Source organism: Burkholderia sp. 22PA0099, assembly GCF_047497165.1.
Lineage (GTDB): Bacteria > Pseudomonadota > Gammaproteobacteria > Burkholderiales > Burkholderiaceae > Burkholderia.
Window position 1 is genome coordinate 754,960 of the sequence record NZ_CP163165.1, and the last position, 24,552, is coordinate 779,511.

At 67.0% G+C, this 24,552-nt stretch carries 20 protein-coding genes; 15 read left to right on the plus strand and 5 right to left on the minus strand.

Annotated elements, in window-relative coordinates:
* Positions 1 to 3: 3 nt before the first annotated feature.
* The 4 genes from ubiB to aspS all read left to right on the plus strand — a co-directional run bounded on the left by ubiB (position 4) and on the right by aspS (position 4,619).
* Positions 4 to 1,581 (plus strand): ubiquinone biosynthesis regulatory protein kinase UbiB, encoded by a 1,578-nt coding sequence (gene ubiB, locus AB4851_RS18665; RefSeq protein ID WP_414443070.1) that lies wholly within the window; start codon positions 4 to 6, stop codon positions 1,579 to 1,581.
* Positions 1,582 to 1,680: 99 nt separating this feature from the next.
* Positions 1,681 to 2,046 (plus strand): FmdB family zinc ribbon protein, encoded by a 366-nt coding sequence (locus AB4851_RS18670; protein WP_414450998.1) that lies wholly within the window; start codon positions 1,681 to 1,683, stop codon positions 2,044 to 2,046.
* Between the two features lie 67 nt (positions 2,047 to 2,113).
* Entirely contained in the window at positions 2,114 to 2,764 is a 651-nt protein-coding gene (locus AB4851_RS18675; RefSeq protein ID WP_414450999.1) for a DUF502 domain-containing protein, read from the plus strand.
* A gap of 52 nt (positions 2,765 to 2,816) precedes the next feature.
* Positions 2,817 to 4,619 (plus strand): aspartate--tRNA ligase, encoded by a 1,803-nt coding sequence (aspS, locus tag AB4851_RS18680; RefSeq protein ID WP_414451000.1) that lies wholly within the window; start codon positions 2,817 to 2,819, stop codon positions 4,617 to 4,619.
* 124 nt (positions 4,620 to 4,743) lie between these two features.
* On the opposite strand, the gene AB4851_RS18685 is transcribed toward aspS, so the two are convergent.
* Complete coding sequence (locus AB4851_RS18685; RefSeq protein ID WP_414451001.1) at positions 4,744 to 5,613, minus strand: LysR family transcriptional regulator; 870 nt, start codon at positions 5,611 to 5,613, stop codon at positions 4,744 to 4,746.
* Positions 5,614 to 5,767: 154 nt separating this feature from the next.
* On the opposite strand from AB4851_RS18685, the gene AB4851_RS18690 reads away from it, so the two are divergent.
* The 8 genes from AB4851_RS18690 to AB4851_RS18725 all read left to right on the plus strand — a co-directional run bounded on the left by AB4851_RS18690 (position 5,768) and on the right by AB4851_RS18725 (position 16,058).
* The gene (locus tag AB4851_RS18690; protein WP_414451002.1) at positions 5,768 to 6,706 is read left to right on the plus strand and encodes an AEC family transporter; all 939 of its coding nucleotides are present in this window, start codon (positions 5,768 to 5,770) and stop codon (positions 6,704 to 6,706) included.
* Positions 6,707 to 6,966: 260 nt separating this feature from the next.
* Positions 6,967 to 7,443: a dihydroneopterin triphosphate diphosphatase gene (nudB, locus tag AB4851_RS18695; protein WP_414443064.1), complete on the plus strand. Its 477-nt coding sequence runs from the start codon at positions 6,967 to 6,969 to the stop codon at positions 7,441 to 7,443.
* Positions 7,440 to 8,714: a cardiolipin synthase ClsB gene (gene clsB, locus AB4851_RS18700; RefSeq protein ID WP_414443063.1), complete on the plus strand. Its 1,275-nt coding sequence runs from the start codon at positions 7,440 to 7,442 to the stop codon at positions 8,712 to 8,714. The genes nudB and clsB overlap by 4 nt, the downstream gene beginning before the upstream one ends.
* 251 nt (positions 8,715 to 8,965) lie before the next feature.
* Positions 8,966 to 9,565 carry a TetR/AcrR family transcriptional regulator gene (locus tag AB4851_RS18705; protein ID WP_013699351.1) on the plus strand — a complete coding sequence of 200 codons (600 nt, stop codon included), beginning with the start codon at positions 8,966 to 8,968 and terminating at the stop codon, positions 9,563 to 9,565.
* A gap of 55 nt (positions 9,566 to 9,620) precedes the next feature.
* On the plus strand, positions 9,621 to 11,408 hold the full coding sequence (locus tag AB4851_RS18710) for an acyl-CoA dehydrogenase C-terminal domain-containing protein (protein ID WP_414443061.1): 1,788 nt from the start codon (positions 9,621 to 9,623) through the stop codon (positions 11,406 to 11,408).
* Between the two features lie 127 nt (positions 11,409 to 11,535).
* The gene (locus AB4851_RS18715) at positions 11,536 to 13,971 is read left to right on the plus strand and encodes a 3-hydroxyacyl-CoA dehydrogenase/enoyl-CoA hydratase family protein (RefSeq protein WP_414451003.1); all 2,436 of its coding nucleotides are present in this window, start codon (positions 11,536 to 11,538) and stop codon (positions 13,969 to 13,971) included.
* Positions 13,972 to 13,990: 19 nt separating this feature from the next.
* Complete coding sequence (locus tag AB4851_RS18720) at positions 13,991 to 15,190, plus strand: acetyl-CoA C-acyltransferase (RefSeq protein ID WP_414443059.1); 1,200 nt, start codon at positions 13,991 to 13,993, stop codon at positions 15,188 to 15,190.
* A gap of 100 nt (positions 15,191 to 15,290) precedes the next feature.
* Positions 15,291 to 16,058 (plus strand): enoyl-CoA hydratase, encoded by a 768-nt coding sequence (locus AB4851_RS18725; RefSeq protein WP_414451004.1) that lies wholly within the window; start codon positions 15,291 to 15,293, stop codon positions 16,056 to 16,058.
* A 68-nt stretch (positions 16,059 to 16,126) separates the two neighbouring features.
* Here the strand turns inward: AB4851_RS18725 and fdhD are convergent, their stop codons facing one another.
* A complete protein-coding gene (gene fdhD / locus AB4851_RS18730) occupies positions 16,127 to 16,954 on the minus strand; it encodes a formate dehydrogenase accessory sulfurtransferase FdhD (protein WP_414451005.1) in 828 nt (275 codons plus the stop codon).
* Between the two features lie 155 nt (positions 16,955 to 17,109).
* Between fdhD and AB4851_RS18735 the strand changes: the two genes are divergently transcribed.
* Positions 17,110 to 17,622 carry a nitrate reductase associated protein gene (locus AB4851_RS18735; protein ID WP_414451006.1) on the plus strand — a complete coding sequence of 171 codons (513 nt, stop codon included), beginning with the start codon at positions 17,110 to 17,112 and terminating at the stop codon, positions 17,620 to 17,622.
* 27 nt (positions 17,623 to 17,649) lie between these two features.
* On the opposite strand, the gene AB4851_RS18740 is transcribed toward AB4851_RS18735, so the two are convergent.
* The gene (locus AB4851_RS18740; RefSeq protein WP_414443055.1) at positions 17,650 to 18,048 is read right to left on the minus strand and encodes an acyl-CoA thioesterase; all 399 of its coding nucleotides are present in this window, start codon (positions 18,046 to 18,048) and stop codon (positions 17,650 to 17,652) included.
* A gap of 145 nt (positions 18,049 to 18,193) precedes the next feature.
* On the opposite strand from AB4851_RS18740, the gene AB4851_RS18745 reads away from it, so the two are divergent.
* Positions 18,194 to 20,062, plus strand: coding sequence for an ABCB family ABC transporter ATP-binding protein/permease (locus AB4851_RS18745; protein WP_414451007.1), 1,869 nt, complete (start codon positions 18,194 to 18,196; stop codon positions 20,060 to 20,062).
* Between the two features lie 4 nt (positions 20,063 to 20,066).
* Here the strand turns inward: AB4851_RS18745 and murU are convergent, their stop codons facing one another.
* Positions 20,067 to 20,804: an N-acetylmuramate alpha-1-phosphate uridylyltransferase MurU gene (gene murU, locus AB4851_RS18750; protein WP_414451008.1), complete on the minus strand. Its 738-nt coding sequence runs from the start codon at positions 20,802 to 20,804 to the stop codon at positions 20,067 to 20,069.
* Between the two features lie 58 nt (positions 20,805 to 20,862).
* Positions 20,863 to 21,930 (minus strand): aminoglycoside phosphotransferase family protein, encoded by a 1,068-nt coding sequence (locus AB4851_RS18755; RefSeq protein ID WP_414451009.1) that lies wholly within the window; start codon positions 21,928 to 21,930, stop codon positions 20,863 to 20,865.
* A gap of 237 nt (positions 21,931 to 22,167) precedes the next feature.
* Between AB4851_RS18755 and AB4851_RS18760 the strand changes: the two genes are divergently transcribed.
* Complete coding sequence (locus tag AB4851_RS18760) at positions 22,168 to 24,528, plus strand: LPS-assembly protein LptD (protein ID WP_414451010.1); 2,361 nt, start codon at positions 22,168 to 22,170, stop codon at positions 24,526 to 24,528.
* Positions 24,529 to 24,552: the final 24 nt, after the last annotated feature.

Sequence of the window (24,552 nt, forward strand, 5' to 3'; positions counted from 1 at the left end):
CGCATGCGCATTTTTCGTTTCATCAAAATCGTCTACACGCTGATCCGTTTCGGTCTCGACGAGGTCATGCTGTCGCGCATCGACGATCGCCGCGTCAAGCTGCTGTTGCGCATCACCACCATCGGCCGCCGCTTCTCCGACCCGCCCGCGGTGCGCCTGCGCCACGCGCTCGAAAGCCTCGGGCCGATCTTCGTCAAGTTCGGGCAGGTGCTGTCCACGCGGCGCGACCTGCTGCCGCCCGATTTCGCGATCGAGCTGGCGCGGCTGCAGGATCAGGTGCCGCCGTTCGATTCGGCGCTGGCCATGTCGCTGGTCGAGAAATCGCTCGGCGCGCCGATCAGCGCGGTGTTCGACGAATTCGATCCGGTGCCGATCGCGAGCGCGTCGATCGCCCAGGTCCATTTCGCCAAGCTGAAGGAAGGCGAGCACGCCGGCAAGGAAGTGGCCGTCAAGGTGCTGCGGCCGAACATGCTGCCGGTGATCGATTCCGACATGGCGCTGCTGCGCGACATCGCGATCTGGGCCGAACGGCTCTGGCCCGATGGCCGGCGTCTCAAGCCGCGCGAGGTGGTGGCCGAATTCGACAAGTACCTGCACGACGAACTCGACCTGATGCGCGAGGCCGCCAACGGCAGCCAGTTGCGCCGCAATTTCGCCGGGCTCGACCTGTTGCTGGTGCCCGAGATGTTCTGGGATTACAGCTCGAACTCGGTGCTCGTGATGGAGCGCATGAACGGCGTGCCGATCAGCCAGGTCGAGGTGCTGCGCGCGGCCGGCGTCGATATTCCGAAGCTGGCGCGCGAAGGCGTGGAGATCTTCTTCACGCAGGTGTTCCGCGACGGCTTTTTCCACGCCGACATGCACCCGGGCAACATCTTCGTGAGCCTCGATCCGAAGCAGCTCGGGCGGTACATCGCGCTCGATTTCGGCATCGTTGGCGCGCTGTCCGATTTCGACAAGAACTACCTCGCGCAGAATTTCCTCGCGTTCTTCAAGCGCGACTATCACCGTGTCGCCACGTTGCATCTCGAATCGGGCTGGGTGCCGCCCAATACGCGCGTCGAGGAGCTGGAAAGCGCGATTCGCGCCGTCTGCGAGCCGTATTTCGATCGCGCGCTGAAGGACATCTCGCTCGGCCAGGTGCTGATGCGCCTGTTCTCCACCTCGCGCCGCTTCAACGTCGAGATCCAGCCGCAATTGGTGCTGCTGCAGAAAACCATGCTGAACGTCGAGGGCCTGGGCCGCTCGCTGGACCCGGAACTCGATCTCTGGAAGACTGCGAAGCCGTATCTGGAGCGCTGGATGACCGAGCAGATCGGGCTGCGCGGCTGGTACGAGCGCTTCAAGGTCGAGGCGCCGCAGTGGAGCAAGACGCTGCCGCAATTGCCGCGCCTGATCCACCACGCGCTGTCCGAGCGGCACGACTCGCCGCGCTCGGCCAATGACGAACTGATGCAGCAGATCCTGCTCGAGCAGAAGCGCACCAACCGGCTGTTGCAGGCGCTGCTCGTGTTCGGCATCGCAGTGGGCGTTGGCGCGATCGCTGCACGCGTGCTGATTCTGCTGGCGGCCGGCGCCTGACGCGCGGCCGGCACGGCGTCCGATGCCACGGAGCGATCCGGGCTTTCGGATATAATTCAAGGTTTTGCAAGACGTTTCTAGTTTCCGCGGGAAAAGATCATGCCGATTTACGCCTACCGTTGCGATGCGTGCGGTTTCGCGAAGGACGTGCTCCAGAAGATGAGCGACGCGCCGTTGTCCGTGTGCCCTGAGTGCGGGAAGGATGCTTTCCGCAAGCAGGTCACGGCCGCCGGCTTCCAATTGAAGGGTTCGGGCTGGTACGTGACCGACTTCCGGGGCGGCTCGGGCGGCGCCAGCGCGCCGGCTGCCGGCGCGGCAAGCGGCGAGTCGTCGGGCAGCAGCGAGGCGGCCAAGCCGGCCGATGGCGCGGCGGCTCCTGCTGCGGCGCCCGCCGCGGCAGCGCCCTCCGCGGCCGCGAGCGCGGCCCCGGCCAGCGCCGCGCCGGCTGCCTCCAGCGACACCTGATCATCCGCCGCCCGGCGCGGGCGGCGGCCAGTTCGTGCCGGCAGCGGCGCGCTTTACCTGACGGCAGATGATGAAGAAGACGACCCTCAAAACCGTATTCCTGACCGGCCTGCTGGTCCTCGTCCCGCTCGCGATCACGCTGTGGGTGCTCGGGTCGGTGATCGGCATCATGGATCAGACGCTGCTGCTGCTGCCGGAATCGTGGCAACCCGAGCGCCTGCTGGGCTTCCATCTGCCGGGCATCGGCGCGGTGCTGACGCTGGCTTTCATCTTCGTCGTCGGTCTGGCCACGCAGAACTTCATCGGCCAGAAGCTCGTCACCTGGTGGAACGCCGTGGTGCGTCACATCCCGGTGGTCGGGCCGATCTACACCAGCGTCAAGCAGGTGTCGGACACGCTGCTGTCGAGCAGCGGCAATGCGTTCCGCAAGGCGCTGCTGATCGAGTACCCGCGGCGCGGCTCCTACACGATCGCGTTTCTGACCGGTGCGCCGGGCGGCGACGTGGTCAATCACCTGAAGGAAGAGTACGTGAGCGTCTACGTGCCGACCACGCCGAACCCCACGTCCGGCTTCTTCCTGATGGTGCCGAAAAGCGAAGTCGTCGAACTCGACATGTCGGTCGACGCCGCGCTGAAGTACATCGTCTCGATGGGTGTCGTCGCGCCGTCGGTGCCCGTGCCCGCACCCGCGCGTCCGCCCGTCGAACCTCCGCTGTAATGCCCGGGCGCGCGTTGCGCCCCGTTGATCAAACCGAACGAAAGCAAACATCATGTCGATGCGAACTGAATACTGCGGTCTCGTGACCGAACACCTGCTGGGTCAAACCGTGTCGCTGTGCGGCTGGGTGCATCGCCGCCGCGATCACGGCGGTGTGATCTTCATCGACCTGCGCGATCGCGAAGGCCTCGTGCAGGTGGTGTGCGATCCGGATCGCGCGGAGATGTTCGCGGCGGCCGAAGGCGTGCGCAACGAGTTCTGTATTCAGATCAAGGGCCTCGTGCGCGGCCGTCCGGACGGCACGATCAACGCCGGCCTCAAGAGCGGCAAGATCGAGGTGCTGTGCCAGGAACTGACGGTGCTGAACCCGTCGATCACGCCGCCGTTCCAGCTCGACGACGACAACCTGTCGGAAACCACGCGCCTGACGCATCGCGTGCTCGACCTGCGCCGCCCGCACATGCAGAACAACCTGCGCTTGCGCTACCGCGTGGCGATCGAAGTGCGCAAGTACCTCGACGCGCAAGGCTTCATCGACATCGAAACGCCGATGCTGACCAAGAGCACGCCGGAAGGCGCGCGCGACTACCTGGTGCCGTCGCGTACCAACGCCGGCCAGTTCTTTGCGCTGCCGCAGTCGCCGCAGTTGTTCAAGCAGTTGCTGATGGTCGCGAACTTCGATCGTTACTACCAGATCACCAAGTGTTTCCGCGACGAAGACCTCCGTGCCGACCGCCAACCCGAGTTCACGCAGATCGACTGCGAAACCTCGTTCCTCGGCGAGCAGGAAATCCGCGATCTGTTCGAGGAAATGATCCGTCACGTCTTCAAGACGACGATCGGCGCCGAACTGGCCGCCACGTTCCCGGTCATGCCGTATTCGGAAGCGATGGCGCGTTTCGGCTCGGACAAGCCGGACCTGCGCGTGAAGCTCGAATTCACCGAGCTGACCGACGCGATGAAGGACGTCGAGTTCAAGGTGTTCAGCGCACCGGCCAACACGAAGGACGGCCGCGTCGCGGCGCTGCGCGTGCCGAAGGGCAGCGAACTGACGCGCGGCGACATCGACGGCTATACCGAATTCGTGCGCATCTACGGCGCGAAGGGCCTGGCCTGGATCAAGGTCAATGAAAAGGCCAAGGGTCGCGATGGCCTGCAAAGCCCGATCGTCAAGAACCTGCACGACGCCTCGATTGCCGCGATCCTCGAGCGCACCGGCGCGCAAGACGGCGACATCATCTTCTTTGCGGCCGACCGCGCGAAGGTCGTCAACGACAGCCTCGGCGCACTGCGCCTGAAGATCGGCCATTCGGAATTCGGCAAGGCCAACGGCCTCGTCGAATCGGGCTGGAAGCCGCTGTGGGTGGTCGATTTCCCGATGTTCGAGTACGACGAGGACGACGCGCGCTACGTGGCCGCTCACCACCCGTTCACGAGCCCGAAGGACGAGCACCTCGAATACCTCGAAACCGACCCGGGCCGCTGCCTGGCGAAGGCCTACGACATGGTGCTGAACGGCTGGGAAATCGGCGGCGGTTCGGTGCGGATCTTCCAGGAAGCCGTGCAGAGCAAGGTGTTCCGCGCACTGAAGATCGGCCCGGAAGAAGCGCAGGCGAAGTTCGGCTTCCTGCTCGACGCGCTGCAATACGGCGCGCCGCCGCATGGCGGTATCGCGTTCGGCCTGGACCGCATCGTCACGATGATGGCCGGCGCCGATTCGATCCGCGACGTGATCGCGTTCCCGAAGACCCAGCGCGCGCAGGATCTGCTGACGCAGGCGCCGAGCCCGGTCGACGAGCGTCAACTGAAGGAACTGCATATCCGTCTGCGCCAGCCGGAACAGCCGAAGGCCTGAGTGCCGTGCGCCGCGTGAAGCGCGGCGCCGCAAGACAAAAACCCTGCCGGTGGCAACGCCGGCAGGGTTTTTTATTGCTGCCGCCGATCGTCCTCGCCGATTGCTGCGGGCAGGGTGCGGGCGCTCAGGCGAGCGCGAGAAAGCGTGCGAGGCACGGGTTGCGGTTCGACGGCGACCACACCAGCGCCTGCTCGATGGTCGGCGCGTCGACGAGCGGGCGGAACACCACGCCGGCCCATTGCGCGCGCTGCATCGAGGCCGGCACCAGCGCCACGCCCACGCCTTCGTCCACCAGCCCCAGCACGGTCTGCTGCAACTGCACTTCGAGGCGGATGTTCGGCTCGAAGCCACCCAGTTGCCGGCAATGATCGACGATCGCCGCCCGCAGCGTGGGCGACACGATCTCGACGGCCGCCACGAACGGCTCGTCGGCGAGTTCGGCGATCCGCAGCTTGCGCGCCCGGGCGCGCGGATGGTCACGCGACAGCGCGACGCACAGCGGTTCGGTCACCACCGTGCGCTGTTCGAGGCCCGCGAGCGGCGAGCCGGGAAACAGGATGGCGGCATCGATATGACCGTTCAGCACCTGTTCGGCCAGATCGTTCGAGACGGTTTCGCGCAGGTGCAGCGCCACCTCGGGCCAGGCCGCGCCGAATTCGCGCGCGTAGCGCGGCACCACGCTGTAGGCGGCGCACATCGTGAAGCCGATCGTCAGCTTGCCGGCCGCGCCCGAGGCGGCGGCGCGCGCGTGATGCGCGGCGCGCTCGATCGACGCGAGGATTGCCTTCGCGTCGTCGCGGAAGCGCTCACCGGCCGGCGTCAGCGTGACGCCGCGCGGCCCGCGCTCGACCAGCGTGACGCCCAGCGAGGCTTCGAGCGCCGCGATCTGGCGCGACAGCGGTGGCTGCGACAGGTTCAGCCGTGTCGCGGCGCGGCCGAAATGGCCGGTCTCGGCGAGCACGACGAAGTAACGAAGCGGCTTGATATCGATCACGATGCAGAAAAGGTATGGAATCGACCTAAAAATCGCATTGGATTGTATCAAGTTGGCGAGTTACCCTCGCGGCTTTCCGGCCCGCCGGGTGCCGTCGTGTGCCCGTGTCGCGTTGTGTGCCGGCCAGTTTTCGTTTATCTCGTCGAGTCTTGCCGTGTTCGCCACGCTGCCCATCCTGCTTCCCATCTTTGCGTTGATTCTCGCCGGCTTCCTGTGCCGTCGGCGCGGCCTGCTCGGCCCGACCGCCGCGTCGGAATTGAACCGCTTCGTCGTCTGGCTCGCGCTGCCGGCGCTGCTGTTCGACGTGATGGCGCATGCGACCTGGGCGCAGCTCGACCAGCCACGCTTCATCGCCGCGTTCTCGATTGCCTGCGCGGCTTTGTTCCTCGTGGTGCTGGCGGTGCGGCTCTGGCGCGGCCGGCCGCTCGCCGACGCCAGCGTCGACGCGATCGCGGCCGCCTATCCGAACACCGGCTACATCGGCTTTCCTCTGTGCCTGCTGGTGTTCGGTCCGGCCAGCCTGATGCCGACCACGATCGCCACGATCATCGTTGCCTGCGTGTTGTTCGGCTTTGCGATCGTGCTGATCGAGGTGGGCCTGCAAAGCGAGCGCGCGCCGCACCGGCTCGCGCTGAAGGTGCTCGGTTCGCTCGGCCGCAATCCGCTGATCGTTTCGCCGATCGTCGGCGCGCTCGTGTCGGCCGCGCATGTCGTGCCGCCGGCCAGCGTCGAGACGTTCCTCAAGTTGCTCGGCGGCGCGGCCAGCCCGTGCGCGCTGGTGAGCCTCGGGCTGTTCCTCGCCGAGAAGCGTCCCGCGCACGGCGTGCTGCCCGACGCCTTGCTGCTGACCGTGATCAAGCTGGTGAGGCAGCCGGCGCTGACTTGGTGGCTAGCCGCGCGCGTGTTCGATCTGCCGCCGGTGATGGTGTCGATGTCGGTGGTGCTGGCGGCGCTGCCGACCGGCACGGGGCCGTTCATGTTGGCCGAGTTCTACCGTCGCGAGCCGCAGGTGACCTCGCGCACGATCCTGATCTCGACGATCGCATCGATCGTCACGCTGACGGTGCTGCTGACGGTCGTGCCGCGCGCCTGATCGAGTGCATCGGTGAGTGCGTGACCGGCTGAAGAGACGGACGCCCGAACGGCCTCGCAATCGGGCAGGGTGCTTCAGATCCGCGGCTTGCCGATGCCTACACGCCCGCACCGCCGCCTTGCGATGCGGCAAGCGCCTGCCCGCCGCGCCGCTGGTTCGACACGCGGCGGCCACCGTTTTGCGGTACAGTCTGCCGGTTCCGAAGCCCCCGCCTGGCCGCCGCCCGTACTCGACGCGCGTTGGCCGAAGCCCCGCAAGTCATGACGAAGCCGCCAAAAATCCCCGAATCCGTTCTGGTCGTGATCCACACCGCCGCGCTCGACGTGCTGATCATCAAGCGCGCCGATCAACCCGGTTTCTGGCAGTCGGTGACAGGCGCGAAAGACTGGCTCGACGAACCGCTTGGCGCCACCGCCGCGCGCGAGGTAGGCGAGGAGACGGGCATCGTGGTCGGCAGCGCCGCCGTGCCGGCCGAGGCGCTTTACGACTGGCGCCACCAGATCGACTACGCGATCTATCCGCACTATCTCCACCGCTACGCGCCGGGCGTCACGCGCAACACCGAGCACTGGTTCAGCCTCGAAGTGCCGGCCGGGATTGCCGTCACGCTGTCGCCGCGCGAGCACACCGATTACGTCTGGCTGCCGTATCGCGAGGCGGCCGAGCGCTGCTACTCGCCATCCAACGCCGAAGCGATCCTGCAGTTGCCCGAGCGTCTCGCGGCGCGCGAGGCATGAGCGGCAGCCAGCGGCTGCGTCTGGCCCAGTTGCGGGACCTGTTCCTGCAGGAGCGCGGCTCGTCGTCGCGGCTCGCGTTTTCCTCCGGCAACACCGTCACGCTCTGCACGGGGGGCGCGGAGTTTTTCCCGCTGCTGGTGCGCCGTATCGATGCCGCCTCGCAGTCGGTACTGCTCGAAACCTATATCTTTTGCGACGATCCTGCCGGCCGCCTGGTGTCCGACGCGCTGCTGCGCGCCGCCGCGCGCGGCGTGCACGTGCGCGTGATCACCGACGGCATCGGCACGGCGCGTCTGCCGCTGTTCGAGCAATGGGCCGAGGCCGGCATCGAGCACCGGATCTACAACCGTTACCTGTTCGGCCGCTTCGGCTTCTCGCGGACGCACCGCAAGCTGGCCTGCGTCGACGATGCCTACGTGTTCTGCGGCGGCATCAATATCGTCGACGATTTCGACCAGAACGGCGAGACGCTGCCGTTCGCGCGCTGGGATTTCGCCGTGGAGCTGGCCGGGCCGGCCGTGGCCGACATTCGCGCCGCGTTCGAGGTGCAGTGGTATCGCGTGCGGATGGGCCACAAGCGCTACGCGCAATACGCGCCGCCGGTGGTGACCAGCGAGGCGTTCGCGGCGCGCTTCCGGCGCTGGATGCGCAGCCACCGCTGGATCAAGGCGGGGGCGCTGCGCCATATCACCGAGCCGAGCGTCGCGTTCGTGGCGCGCGACAACGTGCTGAACCGGCGCGCGATCGAGAAGGCCTACCTCGCCGCGATCGGCCGTGCGCGGCAATCGGTGGTGCTGGCGAACCCGTATTTCATGCCCGGCCGCAAGCTGCGCCGGGCGCTGACCAATGCGGCGCGGCGCGGCATCGAGGTGCGCGTGCTGATCGGGCGCAAGGAATTTGCCGCGCTCGATACCGCGGTGCCGTTCCTTTATCATGCGTTGTTGCGCGCCGGCGTGCGGGTGGCCGAGTACGACAAGACCATGCTGCACGGCAAGGTGGCGGTGGTCGACGACAACTGGGCCACGGTCGGTTCGTCGAATCTCGATGCATTGAGCCTGATGCTCAACAACGAAGCGAACGTGGTGCTGGTGAAGCACGACGACGAGATTCGTGCGCTGCGCGAGGCGATCGATGCGGCCTTTGCCGACGGTCGCGAAATCGATCCGGCCCGATTTGCGGCGCGCCCGGTGGGCGAGCGGATGTTGAACTGGCTGGCGTACAACGCGTACCGCTGGTCGATGAAGCTGCTGACGGTGGGCAGCTACGACTAGCCGCCAGCCGGCCATCGCGCCGCCGCCAGGCCCGTTCGTTGCGTGACGGGCGGCTTGTAATGCGGCTGTCGGCAAGCCCCCGGCAGGGGCGGACAAGCCCTGCTTCCGGTTGCGCCCGAACCTGACAACAATAGCCGGGCGGTTAGACACCGGTTTCTAATTAATTCCTTGTTTGAACGACGGCCGCACTCAATAATAGTACGGCCGTTCGATTTTCTGGATCACCCGTGAACGGTTTAGACATCAAGCTTATGCGAAAAGGCGAACAGACGCGTGCCGCGATACTCGAAGCAGCTTTGGACCTCGCCAGCCGTGACGGGCTGGAAGGTCTGACGATCGGCCTGTTGGCCGAGCGCATGCAGATGAGCAAGAGCGGCGTGTTCGCGCATTTCGGATCGCGCGAGGACCTGCAGGTGGAGGTCGTGCGCGAGTATCACCGCCGCTTCGAGAGCGAGGTGTTCTTTCCGAGCCTGCGCGAGCCGCGTGGCCTGCCGCGTCTGCGTGCGATGCTGGCCCGCTGGATCGAGAAGCGCATCCAGGAAGTGACGACCGGATGCATCTACATCAGCGGCGCGGTGGAGTACGACGACCGGCCGGACAGCCCGGTGCGCGAGCAGTTGATCGCGAGCGTGACGGCCTGGCGTGCGGCGCTGCTGCGCGCGATTTCGCAGGCGAAGGACGAAGGCCATCTGCGCCCGGATACCGATCCGGACGTGATGCTCTTCGAGTTGTACAGCTTCACGCTCGGCCTGCATCACGACGCCCGTTTCCTGCATCTGCCGGACGGTGTTCGCCTGACTTGGGCCGCGCTGGAAAAGACGATCGTTTCGTATCAGAGCGAGAGCCGGTAGCGGCGCAGTGACGCCGCGCGAGGCTCGAGCCATTGCCCTATCTTTGGAGAGAGTCATGGGACAGTACGTTGCCCCGCTGCGCGACATGCAATTCGTGCTGCACGAGTTGCTGAACGTCGAAGCCGAACTGAAGCAGATGCCGAAACACGCGGATCTCGACGCGGACACCATCAATCAGGTGCTCGAAGAGGCCGGCAAGTTCTGCGCCGAGGTGCTGTTCCCGCTCAACCAGGTGGGCGACCGCGAAGGCTGCAAATATGAAGGCGACGGCGTGGTCAAGACACCGACCGGCTTCAAGGAAGCGTACGCGCAGTACATCGAGGCGGGCTGGCCCGCGCTCGGTTGCGATCCGGACTACGGCGGCCAGGGCTTGCCGGCGTTCGTGAACAACGCGCTCTACGAAATGATGAATTCCGCGAACCAGGCCTGGACCATGTACCCCGGCCTGTCGCACGGCGCCTACGAATGCCTGCATGCGCACGGCGCCCCCGAACTCCAGCAGCAATACCTGCCGAAACTCGTCTCGGGCGAATGGACCGGCACGATGTGCCTGACCGAGCCGCATTGCGGCACCGATCTCGGCATCCTGCGCTCGAAGGCCGAACCCACCAGCGACGGCGCCTACGTGATCTCCGGCACGAAAATCTTCATTTCGAGCGGCGAGCACGACATGTCGAAGAACATCGTCCACCTCGTGCTGGCGCGCCTGCCGGACGCCCCCCAGGGCACCAAGGGCATCTCGTTGTTCATCGTGCCGAAGTTCATCCCCGATGCATCGGGCGAACCGGGCGAGCGCAACGGCATCAAGTGCGGCTCGATCGAGCACAAGATGGGCATTCACGGCAACGCCACCTGCGTGATGAACCTCGACAACGCGAAGGGCTGGCTCGTCGGCGAGCCGAACAAGGGCCTCAACGCGATGTTCGTGATGATGAACGCGGCGCGCCTCGGCGTGGGCATGCAGGGCCTGGGCCTGACCGAAATCGCCTATCAGAACTCGCTGACCTACGCGAAGGAACGCCTGCAGATGCGTTCGCTGACCGGCCCGAAGGCGCCCGAGAAGGCGGCCGACCCGATCATCGTCCACCCGGACGTGCGCCGCATGCTGCTCACGCAGAAGGCCTACGCCGAAGGCGCGCGCGCCTTCACGTACTGGTCGGCGCTGCAGATCGACAAGGAGCTGTCGCACGGCGACGAAGCGGCCCGCAAGGAAGCCGCCGATCTGGTCGCGCTGCTCACGCCGATCATCAAGGCGTTCCTGACCGACAACGCGTTCGAGTGCACCAACCACGGCATGCAGATCTACGGCGGCCACGGCTTCATCGCCGAGTGGGGCATGGAGCAGTACGTGCGCGACGCCCGCATCAACATGATCTACGAAGGCACCAACTCGATTCAGGCGCTCGACCTGCTGGGCCGCAAGGTGCTCGGCGACATGGGCGCGAAGCTGAAGAAGTTCGGTGCGATCGTCGCCGAGTTCGTCGAAGCCGAAGGCGTCAAGCCGGAAATGGCCGAGTTCGTCAATCCGCTCGCCGACATCGGTGAAAAGCTGCAGAAGCTCACCATGGAAATCGGCATGAAGGCGATGCAGAACCCCGACGAAGTCGGTGCCGCCGCGGTGCCCTACCTGCGTACGGCCGGCCACCTGGTGTTCTCGTACTTCTGGGCGCGCATGGCGCGTCTCGCGCTCGACAAGGAAGCGTCGGGCGATCCGTTCTACAAGTCGAAGCTGGCCACGGCGCGCTTCTACTTCGCGCGTCTGCTGCCCGAAACGGCGGCCACGATCCGCGCCGCGCGCGCCGGCTCGAAGACGCTGATGGAAGTCGACGAAGCGCTGTTCTGATGCCCGGCCCATGGCGGCGGCGCAAGTCATGCGCCGCCGCCATGGGCGCACCTCGCACTCTCATACGCCGCGTCGTCCGACTCCAAGCCCGCCGGGCACGACGCGCGTTTCCATCCGGAGGAATCCCGTGAGCAATTTCATCATTCGCAAGGTCGCCGTGCTCGGCGCCGGCGTGATGGGCGCGCAGATCGCCGCGCATCTCGTCAACGCGCGCGTCCCGGTGCTGCTGTTCGATCTGCCGGCCAAGGAAGGCCCGAAGAACGGCATCGCGCTGAAGGCGATCGAGAATCTCAAGAAGCTGTCGCCCGCGCCGTTCGGTGTGAAGGACGACGCGAAATACCTCGAACCGGCCAACTACGAAGACGACATCGCCAAGCTCGCGGAGTGCGATCTCGTGATCGAGGCCATCGCCGAGCGCATGGACTGGAAGCACGACCTCTACAAGAAGGTTGCGCCGCACCTCGGGCCGAACGCGATCTTCGCGTCGAACACCTCGGGCCTGTCGATCACCGCGCTGTCGGATGGCTTTGCCGACGAGCTGAAGGCCCGCTTCTGCGGCGTGCACTTCTTCAATCCGCCGCGCTACATGCACCTCGTCGAACTGATCCCGACCGCCCACACGCGGCCCGAGATCCTCGACCAGCTCGAAACCTTCCTGACCAGCGTGGTCGGCAAGGGCGTGGTGCACGCCAAGGACACGCCGAACTTCATCGCGAACCGCGTCGGCATCTTCTCGATCCTGGCGGTGATCACCGAGGCCGCCAAGTTCGGCCTGCGCTTCGACGAAGTGGACGACCTGACCGGCGCGCGCCTGGGCCGCGCCAAGTCGGCCACGTTCCGCACCGCCGACGTGGTGGGCCTCGACACGATGGCGCACGTCATCAAGACGATGCAGGACAACCTCGCCGACGATCCGTTCTTCCCCGTGTACGAAACGCCGCCGGTGCTCGCCGAACTGGTCAAGCAGGGTGCGCTCGGTCAGAAGACGGGCGCGGGCTTCTACAAGAAGGAAGGCAAGGCGATCAAGGTGCTCGATCCGAAATCGGGCAGCTACGTGGACGGCGGCGCGAAGGCCGACGAAACCGTGGGCCGCATCCTCAAGCGCCCGCCGGCCGAGCGCCTGAAGCTGCTGCGCGAGTCCACACATCCGCAGGCGCAGTTCCTGTGGTCGGTGTTCCGCGACGTGTTCCATTACATCGGCTATCACCTCGAATCGATCGCGGACAACGCGCGCGACGTCGACCTCGCGATCCGCTGGGGCTTCGGCTGGAGCGAGGGCCCGTTCGAAGGCTGGCAGGCGGCCGGCTGGAAGCAGATCGCCGAATGGGTGCAGGAAGACATCGCAGCCGGCAAGGCGCTCGCCAACGTGCCGCTGCCGTCGTGGGTGCTCGAAGGCGCGGTGGCCGAGAAGGGCGGCGTGCATACCGACGAAGGCTCGTGGTCGCCGGCCGCCGGCAAATTCGTGCCGCGCTCGACGCTGCCCGTGTATGAGCGCCAGGTGTTCCGCGCACCGCTGATCGGAGAGGCCGGACGCGATCCGAAAACGTGGGGCAAGACGCTGATCGAAACCGATTCGGTGCGTGCCTGGGTGGACGAGCGCGCCGGCCAGGACGACGTGGTGATCGTCTCGTTCAAGTCGAAGATGAACACCATCGGCCCGGGCGTGATCGACGGGCTGGTGCAGGCGATCGAGCTGGCCGAGAAGGACTACAAGGCCGTGGTGATCTGGCAGCCGACCTCGCTGAAGCTCGGCACGCCGGGCGGCCCGTTCTCCGCGGGTGCGAATCTCGAGGAGGCGATGCCCGCGTTCATGATGGGCGGCGCGAAGGGCATCGAGCCGTTCGTGAAGAAGTTCCAGGAAGGCATGCTGCGCGTGAAGTACGCGAACGTGCCGGTGGTGGTGGCCGTGTCGGGCATCGCGCTCGGCGGCGGTTGCGAGCTGATGCTGCACAGCGCCAAGCGCGTGGTGCACGTCGAGAGCTACGTCGGCCTGGTGGAAGTGGGCGTGGGCCTGGTGCCGGCGGGCGGCGGCCTCAAGGAAGCGGCGCTGCGTGCGGCCGAAGCCGCCACGGCGGCCGGTGCCACCACCGACATCCTGAAGTTCGTCACCAAGTCGTTCGAGAACGCGGCGATGGCGAAGGTGTCGGCCTCGGCGCACGATGCGCGTGCGATGGGCTACGTGAAGCCGTCGGACACCATCGTGTTCAACGTGTTCGAACTGCTCGACGTGGCGCGCAAGGAAGCGCGCGCGCTGGCCGATGCCGGCTACCGCGCGCCACTGAAGGCCCGTGAAATTCCGGTGGCGGGCCGCTCGGCGATCTCGACCATCAAGGCGCAGCTCGTCAACATGCGCGACGGCCGCTTCATCAGCGAGCACGACTACCGCATCGCCAGCCGCATCGCGGAAGCGGTGTGCGGCGGCGACGTCGAAGCCGGCAGCACGGTGGACGAGGAATGGCTGCTCGCGCTGGAGCGCCGCGCCTTCGTCGAACTGCTCGGCACGCAGAAGACGCAGGAACGGATCATGGGCATGTTGCAGACCGGCAAGCCGGTGCGTAACTGAGCGACCTAAGGAGCTTCAAATGAGCAAACAACTGCAAGACGCCTATATTGTCGCCGCGAGCCGCACGCCGATCGGCAAGGCCCCGCGCGGCGCGTTCAAGAACACGCGCCCCGACGAGTTGCTGGTGCATGCGATCAAGGCGGCCGTCGCCCAGGTGCCCGGCCTCGATACCAAGCTGATCGAGGATGCCATCATCGGCTGCGCGATCCCCGAAGCCGAGCAGGGCCTGAACGTGGCGCGCATGGGTGCGCTGCTGGCCGGCCTGCCGAACACGGTCGGCGGCGTGACCGTCAACCGCTTCTGCGCATCGGGCATCACCGCGCTGGCGATGGCGGCAGACCGGATTCGCGTGGGCGAATCCGACGCGCTGATCGCAGGCGGCTGCGAATCGATGAGCATGGTGCCGATGATGGGCAACAAGCCGTCGCTGTCGCCGCACATCTTCGATCGCAACGAGGATGTCGGCATCGCCTACGGCATGGGCCTGACGGCCGAGCGCGTGGCCGAGCAGTGGAAGGTGAGCCGCGAGGATCAGGACGCGTTCTCGGTCGAATCGCACCGCAAGGCGTTCGCCGCGCAGCAGGCCGGCGAGTTCGGCGACGAGATCGCGCCGTACCTCATCACCGAGCGTTTCCCGAACCTCTCCACCGGTGAAATCGACGTGCTGACGCGCGAGCTCAAGCTCGACGAAGGCCCGCGCGCCGACACCTCGCCGGAAGGCCTGGCCAAGCTGCGCACCGTGTTCGCCAACAAGGGTTCGGTCACGGCCGGCAACAGCTCGCAGACGTCGGACGGCGCCGGTGCGCTGATCGTCGTGTCGGAGAAGGTGCTCAAGGAATTCAACCTGACGCCGCTGGCGCGCTTCGTCAGCTTCGCAGTGCGCGGCGTGCCGCCGGAAATCATGGGCATCGGCCCGAAGGAAGCGATTCCGGCCGCGCTGAAGGCCGCCGGCCTCAAACAGGACGATCTCGACTGGATCGAACTGAACGAGGCGTTCGCGGCGCAATCGCTGGCCGTGATCCGCGACCTGGGCCTCGATCCGTCGAAGGTCAACCCGATGGGCGGCGCGATCGCACTGGGCCACCCGCTCGGCGCGACCGGCGCGATCCGCGCGGCCACCGTGGTGCACGCGCTGCGCCGCCGCAACCTGAAGTACGGGATGGTCACGATGTGCGTCGGCACCGGCATGGGTGCCGCCGGCATCATCGAACGGCTGTAAGCGGGCTTCGCAGCCGATCACGGCGGTGCGCGGGCAAACGCTCGCGCACCGCTTTTTTACGCACGAGATTTTTACGCACGAGATACGAGGAGACGGTGAGATGGATATCCAGACCGACGTCGCGGACGGCGTCCTGACGATCACGATCGCGCGCCCCGCGAAGAAGAACGCGATCACGGCGGCGATGTATCAGGCGATGGCCGATGCGCTGGCCGGCGCGCAGGACGACAGCGCGGTGCGCGTGATCCTGATTCGCGGCAGCGACGGCAATTTCAGCGCCGGCAACGACCTCGAGGATTTCATGAAGTCGCCGCCGAACACACCCGACGCGCCGGTGTTCCAGTTCCTGGACCGGATCAGCACGGCGGCCAAGCCGATCGTCGCGGCGGTGCCGGGCATCGCGGTGGGCGTGGGCGTGACGATGCTGCTGCATTGCGATCTGGTGTACGCGGCCGATACGGCCAAGCTGTCGCTGCCGTTCACGCAGTTGGGGCTGTGCCCGGAAGCGGCGTCGAGCCTGCTGCTGACGCGCCTGACGGGCCATCAGATCGCCGCCGAGAAGCTGATGCTCGGCGAGCCGTTCGACGCGCTCGAAGCGCACCGCATCGGCATCGTCAATCGCGTGCTGCCGGCCGCCGAACTCGACGCGTTCGCGGCGCGGCAGGCCGCGAAGCTGGCGGCGTTGCCGGCTTCGTCGTTGCGCGTGACCAAGGCGCTGATCAAGCGCACCGGCAGCTCGATCGAGGTGGCGCAGCGCATGGACGAGGAAGCGCGCCATTTCGGCGAGATGCTGCGCGGGCCGGAAGCGCGCGAGGCGATCAGCGCGTTCTTCGAGAAGCGCAAGCCCGATTTCCGTCAGTTCGACTGAACGCGTCGCAGGCGATCGACGATAACGGCCCGGCCATGATTGGCCGGCTCGTACCCGCGCGCGCGACGTCAGGCCGTGCCGTAATCCACGTAGCCCGATTCGCGGCAGAAGCTGACGAGCCGCAGGCCCGCTTCGCGCGCGATCGCGATCGCCAGCGACGACGGCGCCGAAATCGTCGCCACCAGCGGAATGCCGACGCGCGCGGCCTTGCGCACCAGCTCGTAGCTGGCGCGGCTCGACAGGAATACGAAGCCGTCGGTCAGATCGGCGCGCGCGAGCACCAGATGGCCGATCAGCTTGTCGAGCGCGTTGTGGCGGCCGACGTCCTCGAACGCGCAGCGGATCGCGCCCGTGGCGTCGCACCAGGCGGCGGCGTGCAGGCCGCCCGTCAGTTTGGTCAGCGCCTGATGCTCGGGCAGCGCGCGTGCCGCCTGCGCCAGCGCGTCGGGCGCCAGGCGATCGAGAAAGCCGGTCACGGGCACGCGTTCGGGGGCCAGGTCGAGCAGGTCGATGCTCTCGACGCCGCACACGCCGCAGCCGGTGCGCCCGGCCAGCGCCCGGCGCCGGTCCTTCAGCGCGAGAAACGCCTGCTGAATCACGTCGAGCTGGATTTCCGCGTGGGGAATGGCCGCGTCGGTGCGCAGCGTCACTTCGATATCCTTGATGTCGGCGCCGCGCGAGACGATCCCTTCCGAGATCGAGAAGCCCACCGCGAACGCTTCCAGGTCGCGCGGCGTGCACATCATCACCGCGTGCGAGATGCCGTTGTACACCAGCGCGACGGGCCATTCCTGGCCGACGTGATCGGCGGTGCCGGCGATCTCGTCGCCGCGATGACGCGAGATCGCGACTTCGACGGCGCCGTTCGGTTCGAGGGATTCGGGGGATGGGTTCAACGGAGGCTCCAGCGGGGGGCAGCGGGTTCTGCAGATTCATGGTGTGCCGGCACGACGCATGCACGGGCAAGCGCGGCCGCGCGGACGGGTTCTACAATACCGGATCGCGGCGAATCCCGTCGCCCGCCACTCGGCCTTTCACTACCGGAATACGCATGGAACTGAGCGACGCGCCGTTGCTGTTCGGCTTCGAAATCGATTCGTCGGAGGATTTCACCTACATCCCGATGATCGTGCGCTTTCACCTGGACCGTTGCGGGCTGCGGATCTCGCTCGATCAGTGGCAGCGGCTGCCGCTCGACGCGCGCAAGCGGCTGGCGCGGTTTCCGGTGGCGGCCGGCGCCGGCCCGGACATCGCTCCCGACAGGGAAAATCCCGAGCCCGATGTGCGCTTTGGCGAGGCACTCGCGGGGCTGTTGCTAGCGCAGGGCGTCGAGGCCGCCGAAACGTTCGAGCCGGAGCCCGCACCCGGCTGGGCGAATCGGGCGGCAGTGCCTTCGGCGCTGGTTTCACAGTGCGCGCTGGCCGGGCTGACGGCGCCGTCGCCGGCGCAATGGGCCGCGCTGGGGGCCTTCGAGCGCTACGTGCTGGCCAAGCTGTCGCGCAAGCCTAAGCTCAACCACGATTTCATCCCGGCCATGCGCGAGTTCGCGCTGGCGCCGGCCTGAGCCGGCAGCCGGCGATCGGCAGCCAGGTCAGGCGACCGGCGGCAACGCGCGCGGGCGGCGCTCCGAATCGGTCGCCACGTAGGTCAGCGTGGCCTCGGTCACCTTCACCACCTCGCCGGCCAGCCCCATGCGCTGCGCATACACTTCCACGCCGATCGTGATCGAGGTGTTGCCGGTCTTGACGATCTGCGCGTAGAAGCTGACCAGATCGCCGACGAACACCGGCTGCTTGAACACGAAGGAGTTGACCGCCACCGTCGCCACGCGGCCGTTGGCGCGGCGGCTGGCCGGGATCGAGCCGGCGATGTCGACCTGCGACATGATCCAGCCGCCGAACACGTCGCCGTGGACGTTCGCCTCGGACGGTTGCGGGACGACGCGCAGCGCGGGCTGCTGTTGCGGGAGTTGCGGCGACGATTCGGTCATGACGGGGGTTCCACTCGGTGATGGCCGGCGCGGCGCGACCGGAGGGCAGCGACGCGAATCGGCTTCTGCGACAATGCAGGCTTCCGAAATTGTACGAGAAAGCGCGTGTCCGGCCTTGCGCCGACGGCATGCGCACCGTCCCCCCATGCGTCGCTTCCCCGCTTCCTCCGAACCTGCGCCGGCCGCCACCGGGCCGCGCAACGACTGGCAGACGATTCGTTCGCTGCTGCCCTACCTGACCACCTACAAGGGGCGGGTGCTGCTCGCGCTGTCGTGCCTGATCGGCGCGAAGCTGGCCAACCTCGGCGTGCCGATCGTCATGAAGCGGATCGTCGACGGCCTCGCGCCGGTCCAGCATCTGCAGGCGCTCGGCCGCGCCGAACACTCGGCGCCGATCGTGCTGGCGGGCGGCATCGGCCTGCTGGTGGTGGCGTATGCGCTGGTGCGGCTGTCCACCTCGCTGTTTACCGAGCTGCGCGAGATGCTGTTCGCCAAGGTGACCGAGAGCGCGGTGCGCCAGCTTGCGTTGCAGGTGTTCCGGCATCTGCACGGGCTGTCGCTGCGCTTTCATCTCGACCGGCAGACGGGCGGCATGTCGCGCGACATCGAACGCGGCACGCGCGGCATCCAGCAACTGATTTCCTATTCGCTCTACAGCATCCTGCCGACGCTGATCGAGGTCGGGCTGGTGCTCGGCTTCTTCGTCGTGAAATACGACGCGTGGTACGCGATCATCACGCTCGGCGCGCTGGCCGGCTACGTGGTGTTCACGATCAAGGTCACGGAATGGCGCACGCACTATCGCCGCACCATGAACGAGCTCGATTCGCGAGCCAGTTCGCGCGCGATCGATTCGTTGATCAACTACGAAACGGTCAAGTATTTCAGCAACGAGGAATGGGAAGCGCGGCGCTACGACGAGAACCTGCAACGCTACCGGCAGGCCGCGATCCGTTCGCAGCGCTCGCTGTCGCTGCTCAATTTCGGGCAGCAGGCGATCATCGGCGTGGGCCTCGTGCTGATTCTCTGGCGCGCCACGCAGGGCGTGCTGGCCGGGCACCTGACGCTCGGCGATCTGGTGCTGATCAACACGTTCATGTTGCAGCTCTACATCCCGCTGAATTTCCTCGGCATCGTCTATCGCGAACTGAAGCAGAGCCTGACCGACATGGATCGCATGTTCGGGCTGTTGTCCGCGCCGCAGGAGGTGGCCGATGCGCCGGATGCGCCGGCGCTGGCGGTGAGTGGCGCGGCGGTGCGCTTCGAGCATGTCAACTTCTCGTACGAGCCGGCGCGGCAGATCCTCCACGATGTCAGCTTCACGATCGCGGCCGGCACGACCACGGCCGTGGTCGGTCACAGCGGCTCGGGCAAGTCGACGCTGTCGCGCCTGCTGTTCCGCTTCTACGATCTGCCGCGCGGCCCCGGCGGCGCGATCACGATCGACGGGCAGGACCTGCGCGACGTCACGCAGGCGTCGCTGCGCGCCTCGATCGGCATCGTGCCGCAGGACACCGTGCTGTTCAACGACACGATCCACTACAACATCGCCTACGGGCGGCCCGAAGCGACGCGCGAGGAAGTGATCGCGGCCGCGCGCGCCGCGCACATCCATGCGTTCGTGGAGGGGCTGCCGAAGGGCTATGACACGACCGTCGGCGAGCGCGGCCTGAAGCTGTCGGGCGGCGAGAAGCAGCGCGTGGCGATCGCGCGCACGATCCTCAAGAACCCGCCGGTGCTGGTGTTCGACGAGGCCACCTCGGCGCTCGATTCGCGCTCGGAGCGCGCGATCCAGCAGGAGCTGGAGCAGATCGCGCGGCATCGCACGACGCTCGTGATCGCGCACCGGCTGTCGACCGTGGTGCACGCCGCACAGATCATCGTGATGGATCGCGGGCGGATCGTGGAGCGCGGCACGCACGACGAGCTGGTGCGCGCGGGCGGCCACTATGCCCAGATGTGGGCGCTGCAACAGCAGCAGCGCGAGGTGCTGCCCGAGGTGCCCGGGGCTTGAGGGCTCAGGCGGTAGGCTTGCCGCGGCCGCGCAGCCGCGCGTCGAGCTCGGCGAGCTGCGCCGGCGTGCCGACGTTCTCCCACAGGCCGTCGTAGTGCTCGCCGGTCGCGCGGCCGGCGGCGATGGTGTCGCGGTAATAGGGCGTCAGCGCGCGGCGCGTGCCGTGCGGCAGGTCGGCGAACATGCGCAGGTCGTAGAGCCCGATGTTGCCGAACGTGAGGCGCGTTGCGTCGGTATCGGCGGCGTCGAGCGATAGCCGGCCGTGGCCGTCGAGCGCGAAATCGCCATCCGGATGGAAGGCCGGATTCGGCACCATCACCAAGTGCAGGCCCGGCGCATCGAGCGCGGCCATCGCGGCGGCGCGCTCGCGCAGCGAGGCGTAATCGAATTCACAGAACACGTCGCCGCTGACGGCCACGAAGATCGGCGACGGCCCGTCGAGCAGCGGCCGCGCCTGGGCGATGCCGCCGGCCGTCTCCAGCGCCTCGCCTTCGGGCGAATAGCGCAGTTGCACGCCCCAGCGCGAGCCGTCGCCGAGCGCGGCCTCGATCTGTTCGCCGAGCCAAGCGTGGTTGATCACGATGGTGGTGAAGCCGGCCGCGGCGAGCCGCTCGATCTGCCAGACGATCAGCGGTTTGCCGCCGGCTTCGAGCAGCGGTTTCGGGCAGTGGTCGGTGAGCGGGCGCATCCGTTCGCCGCGTCCGGCGGCGAAGATCATCGCGGTATCGAGCTTGACGGTCATCGGGGCAAGGGCTGGAAGGCTGGAGCGGAAATCGGAAGCGGGGTGCGCGTCGGAACGGTCAGAACGTATAGCCGACCTCGACGGATGCCTGCCCCTCGAGTTCGTCGAGCAGCTTCGCGAACGGCGCGAGCGGCCGGTAGCGCTGCGCAACCTTGCGCGCATAGCCGAGGAAGCGCGGCAGATCGTCGAGGTAGTGCGGCTTGCCGTCGCGATAGTGGATGCGCGGGAACAGCCCGAGCACCTTGATGTGGCGTTGCAGGCCCGTCCATTCGAGCTGGCGGTAGAACTCGCCGAAATCGGCATCGACTGGCAGGCCGGCCTTGCGGGCGCGTTCCCAGTAGTAGACGAAGCAGTCGAGCTCGAATTCCTCGTCCCAACTGATGAACGCGTCGCGCAGCAGCGAGACGACGTCGTACGACAGCGGCCCCCACACGGCATCCTGGAAATCGAGCACGCCGGGATTCGGCTCGGCGATCATCAGGTTGCGCGGCATGAAGTCGCGCAGCATAAAGCCTTGCGGCTGCGACAAGCCGTTCGCCACCAGCAGCGCGAAGGTGCGGTCGAGCACGCCGCGCTGGCGCTCGTCGAGCGCCCGGCCCAGATGGCGGCCGACGAACCATTCCGGCATCAGTTCCATCTCGCGGCGCAGGAACGCCTCGTCGAAGGCCGGCAGCACGCCCTCGCGCGAGGCGAGTTGCCAGCGGATCAGCGCGTCGAGCGCGTCGCGCAGCAGCGGCTTCGCGGCGGCGGTGTCGGCCGGGTCGAGCGCGCCGATGTAGGTGGCCGTGCCGAGATCGGTGACCAGCATGAAGCCCGCCTCGAAATCGTGTTCGAGCACCCGGGGTGCATGCAGGCCGGCCGCCTCGAGCAGGCCGGCGATCTGCACGAACTCGCGGCATTTCTCGGGCGGCGGCGCGTCGACCGCGATGACCGTGCCGCCGGCCGCCGTGCCGCTCGCGAGCCGGAAATAGCGCCGGAAGCTCGCATCGGCCGAGGCCGGCGCGAGCGTGGCGAGATCCAGCGCGTAACGGCTGCCGAAGCCGGCCAGCCAGGCGAGCAGTTGGTCGCGGCGCGGGTCGGTGCTGTCGGGAGTGGGCGAGGCGGGGGCGGTGGAAGGGAGCGTCATCGAACGAAACGGAAACTCGGGGGAGGGGGGAACGTCTTGCCATATAATACCCCACGACTTTTTTGACGCGTCCCGTGTCAATCCCCCGCCGGTTGCGGGGCCGCAGCCCGCCTGCGGCCCGTCGAGCTGCCCGCCGATCGCCCCCTTCGTGTGCGTCCGACGCAGTCACGGTTCGATTGCGCGGGGGGCTCGACGTGCGAACGCAGGGGTCTCCCGGGGCCGACTCGCCCGATATCGATGCCGCCTAAACCGATTTTCCCGTTTGTCACCCGCAGCGAGCCCGCGACGCGCAAACGGCGCCTCGCGGTTGCCCTGATCGCCGTACCCGGCTTCGTGCCCGTGGTCGCGCAGGCGCAGCTCGTGGGTTCGGCCGCGGTGCCGCAGCCGCTCGGCGCGTCGCCGTGGGATTTGCGCCTCGTGCCGCAGCTCGAGGAGCATCCGCTGCGCACCGGCAGCAAGCCGGCCGGCTTCGTGCTGGCCGACCACACGAACGGCACCACCGATCAGGATCTCGCCGCCAAGGGTTCGGCCGAGCTGCGGCGCGGCACGACCATCGTGAAGGCCGACGCGCTGCACTACGATCAGGACACCGACATGGCCGATGCCTACGGCAAGGTCACGGTGTCGGGCAACGGATCGACGTTCTACGGCCCGGAAGCGCACCTGAAGGTCGAGGCGAACCAGGGCACCATGAGCACGCCGAAGTACCGCTTCACGAGCTCCGGCGGCTCGGGCAGCGCGGCCAAGGGCGAGTTGCTCGACAGCGAGCGCTCGGTGCTGACCGACGCCACCTATTCGGCCTGCAACTGCGACAACCCGGCCTGGTACATCAAGGGCAGCCGTTTCGAATTCGACACCGGCGCCGACGAAGGCGTGGCGCGCGACGGCGTGCTGTTCTTCCAGGGCGTGCCGATCTTCGCCAGCCCGTGGCTGACGTTCCCGCTGTCGGGCGAGCGTCGCAGCGGCTTCCTGCCGCCCACGGTTTCGGTGAGCTCGACCAACGGCTTCGAGCTGGCCACGCCGTATTACTTCAACATCGCACCGAACCGCGACCTGACGCTGACGCCGGAGCTCATTTCCAAGCGCGGCTTCTTCACGCGCGCCGAGTTCCGCTATCTGTCGCCGAACTACGCCGGCTCGCTGACGGGCGAATACCTGCCCGACGACCACCTGACGCACCGCAACCGCTACGCGATCTACTGGCAGCACCAGCAGAACTTCGGCGGCGGTTTCGGCGGCTACATCTACTACAACAAGGTCTCGGACAGCACCTATCCGGAAGACCTCGGTTCGACGAACCAGTTCGCCAACGGCACGCAAACCCTGTATCAACAGGAAGCGGGCCTGACGTACAACAACGGCCCGTGGGCCGTGCTGGCGCGCTATCAGCACTGGCAGACGCTGCCGCCGTCGATCGCGCCGTACGGCCGCGAGCCGCAGTTGAACGTCAAGTACACGAAGTACGACGTCGGCGGCTTCGATTTCGGCGCGGAAGCCGATTACTCGCGGTTCCGCATCACCACCGCGGATCAGCCGGAAGGCGACCGCGTGATGTTCAACCCGTACGTGTCGTACGGCGTCTACGGCCCCGGCTACTTCTTCGTGCCGAAGGCGCAGATGCACATCGCATCCTACGACCTGACCACCACGACGGGCGGCATTCCGGGCCAGCCGAAGCGCTTCACCTACTCGATTCCGACGCTCTCGCTCGACAGCGGGCTGGTGTTCGACCGTTCGGTGCGGCTGTTCGGGCAGGACTTCATCCAGACGCTCGAACCGCGCCTGTTCTACGTCTACACGCCGTACCGCAACCAGCTCAACGCGCCGCTGTTCGACACGGCCGAATCGGATTTCGGGCTGGCCGAGATCTTCACGACGAACACGTTCGTCGGCAACGACCGGATCGCCGACGAAAACCGCCTGACGGCCGCGATCACCACGCGTTTCCTGAACCCGGCCACGGGCGACGAGCGCGCGCGCTTCGTGATCGCCCAGCAGTACTACTTCACCGATCAGCGCGTCACGCTCGGCCAGACCCAGGCCGCCACCCAGGCCCGCCATTCGGACCTGATCGTCGGCGCGTCGATCAAGCTGGGCGCGAATTTCGCGTCGGAAACGGCGTTCCAGTACAACGCGGACAACAACCAGCTCGTGAAATCGAGCGTGGGCTTCGGCTGGAGCCCGGCCGAGCGCCGCGTGATCAACGTTGCCTACCGCTACACGCGCGCCAACACCACGCTGGACAACGAACCGATCAACCAGGTGCTGATCTCGGGCCAGTGGCCGCTCACGCGCCGCCTCTACGCGGTCGGCCGGTTCAACTACGATCTGGCCAGCAAGCGCGTGGTCGACGGTCTACTTGGCTTCCAGTACGATGCCGACTGCTGGGCGCTCGGCGTCGGCATCCAGCGCATCGCGAACGGCGTGAACACGTCGGGGCAGCAGAACTCCGCGACGCGCTTCATGGCCCAACTGACGCTCAAGGGGCTCACGAGCGTCGACAACGGCCTCGTCGCCGCCTTCAAGGAAGGCGTCCCGGGCTACACGCCGCTGCCGCCGCAGGCGCCGCCGCTGGCCCGATTCAGCAACTATGACTAAAGCGTCCGCATCCGCTGCGGCGCG

Bases quoted from the DNA above. Each gene is read 5' to 3' on its own strand.
- AB4851_RS18675 (WP_414450999.1), top strand. From the start codon at position 2,114: ATGATGAAGAAGACGACCCTCAAAACCGTATTCCTGACCGGCCTGCTG.
- aspS (WP_414451000.1), top strand. From the start codon at position 2,817: ATGTCGATGCGAACTGAATACTGCGGTCTCGTGACCGAACACCTGCTG.
- murU (WP_414451008.1), bottom strand. From the start codon at position 20,804: ATGACCGTCAAGCTCGATACCGCGATGATCTTCGCCGCCGGACGCGGC.
- AB4851_RS18725 (WP_414451004.1), top strand. From the start codon at position 15,291: ATGGATATCCAGACCGACGTCGCGGACGGCGTCCTGACGATCACGATC.
- AB4851_RS18740 (WP_414443055.1), bottom strand. From the start codon at position 18,048: ATGACCGAATCGTCGCCGCAACTCCCGCAACAGCAGCCCGCGCTGCGC.
- AB4851_RS18760 (WP_414451010.1), top strand. From the start codon at position 22,168: ATGCCGCCTAAACCGATTTTCCCGTTTGTCACCCGCAGCGAGCCCGCG.
- AB4851_RS18735 (WP_414451006.1), top strand. From the start codon at position 17,110: ATGGAACTGAGCGACGCGCCGTTGCTGTTCGGCTTCGAAATCGATTCG.
- AB4851_RS18745 (WP_414451007.1), top strand. From the start codon at position 18,194: ATGCGTCGCTTCCCCGCTTCCTCCGAACCTGCGCCGGCCGCCACCGGG.
- AB4851_RS18670 (WP_414450998.1), top strand. From the start codon at position 1,681: ATGCCGATTTACGCCTACCGTTGCGATGCGTGCGGTTTCGCGAAGGAC.
- clsB (WP_414443063.1), top strand. From the start codon at position 7,440: ATGAGCGGCAGCCAGCGGCTGCGTCTGGCCCAGTTGCGGGACCTGTTC.
- AB4851_RS18705 (WP_013699351.1), top strand. From the start codon at position 8,966: ATGCGAAAAGGCGAACAGACGCGTGCCGCGATACTCGAAGCAGCTTTG.
- AB4851_RS18720 (WP_414443059.1), top strand. From the start codon at position 13,991: ATGAGCAAACAACTGCAAGACGCCTATATTGTCGCCGCGAGCCGCACG.
- AB4851_RS18710 (WP_414443061.1), top strand. From the start codon at position 9,621: ATGGGACAGTACGTTGCCCCGCTGCGCGACATGCAATTCGTGCTGCAC.
- ubiB (WP_414443070.1), top strand. From the start codon at position 4: ATGCGCATTTTTCGTTTCATCAAAATCGTCTACACGCTGATCCGTTTC.
- AB4851_RS18755 (WP_414451009.1), bottom strand. From the start codon at position 21,930: ATGACGCTCCCTTCCACCGCCCCCGCCTCGCCCACTCCCGACAGCACC.
- nudB (WP_414443064.1), top strand. From the start codon at position 6,967: ATGACGAAGCCGCCAAAAATCCCCGAATCCGTTCTGGTCGTGATCCAC.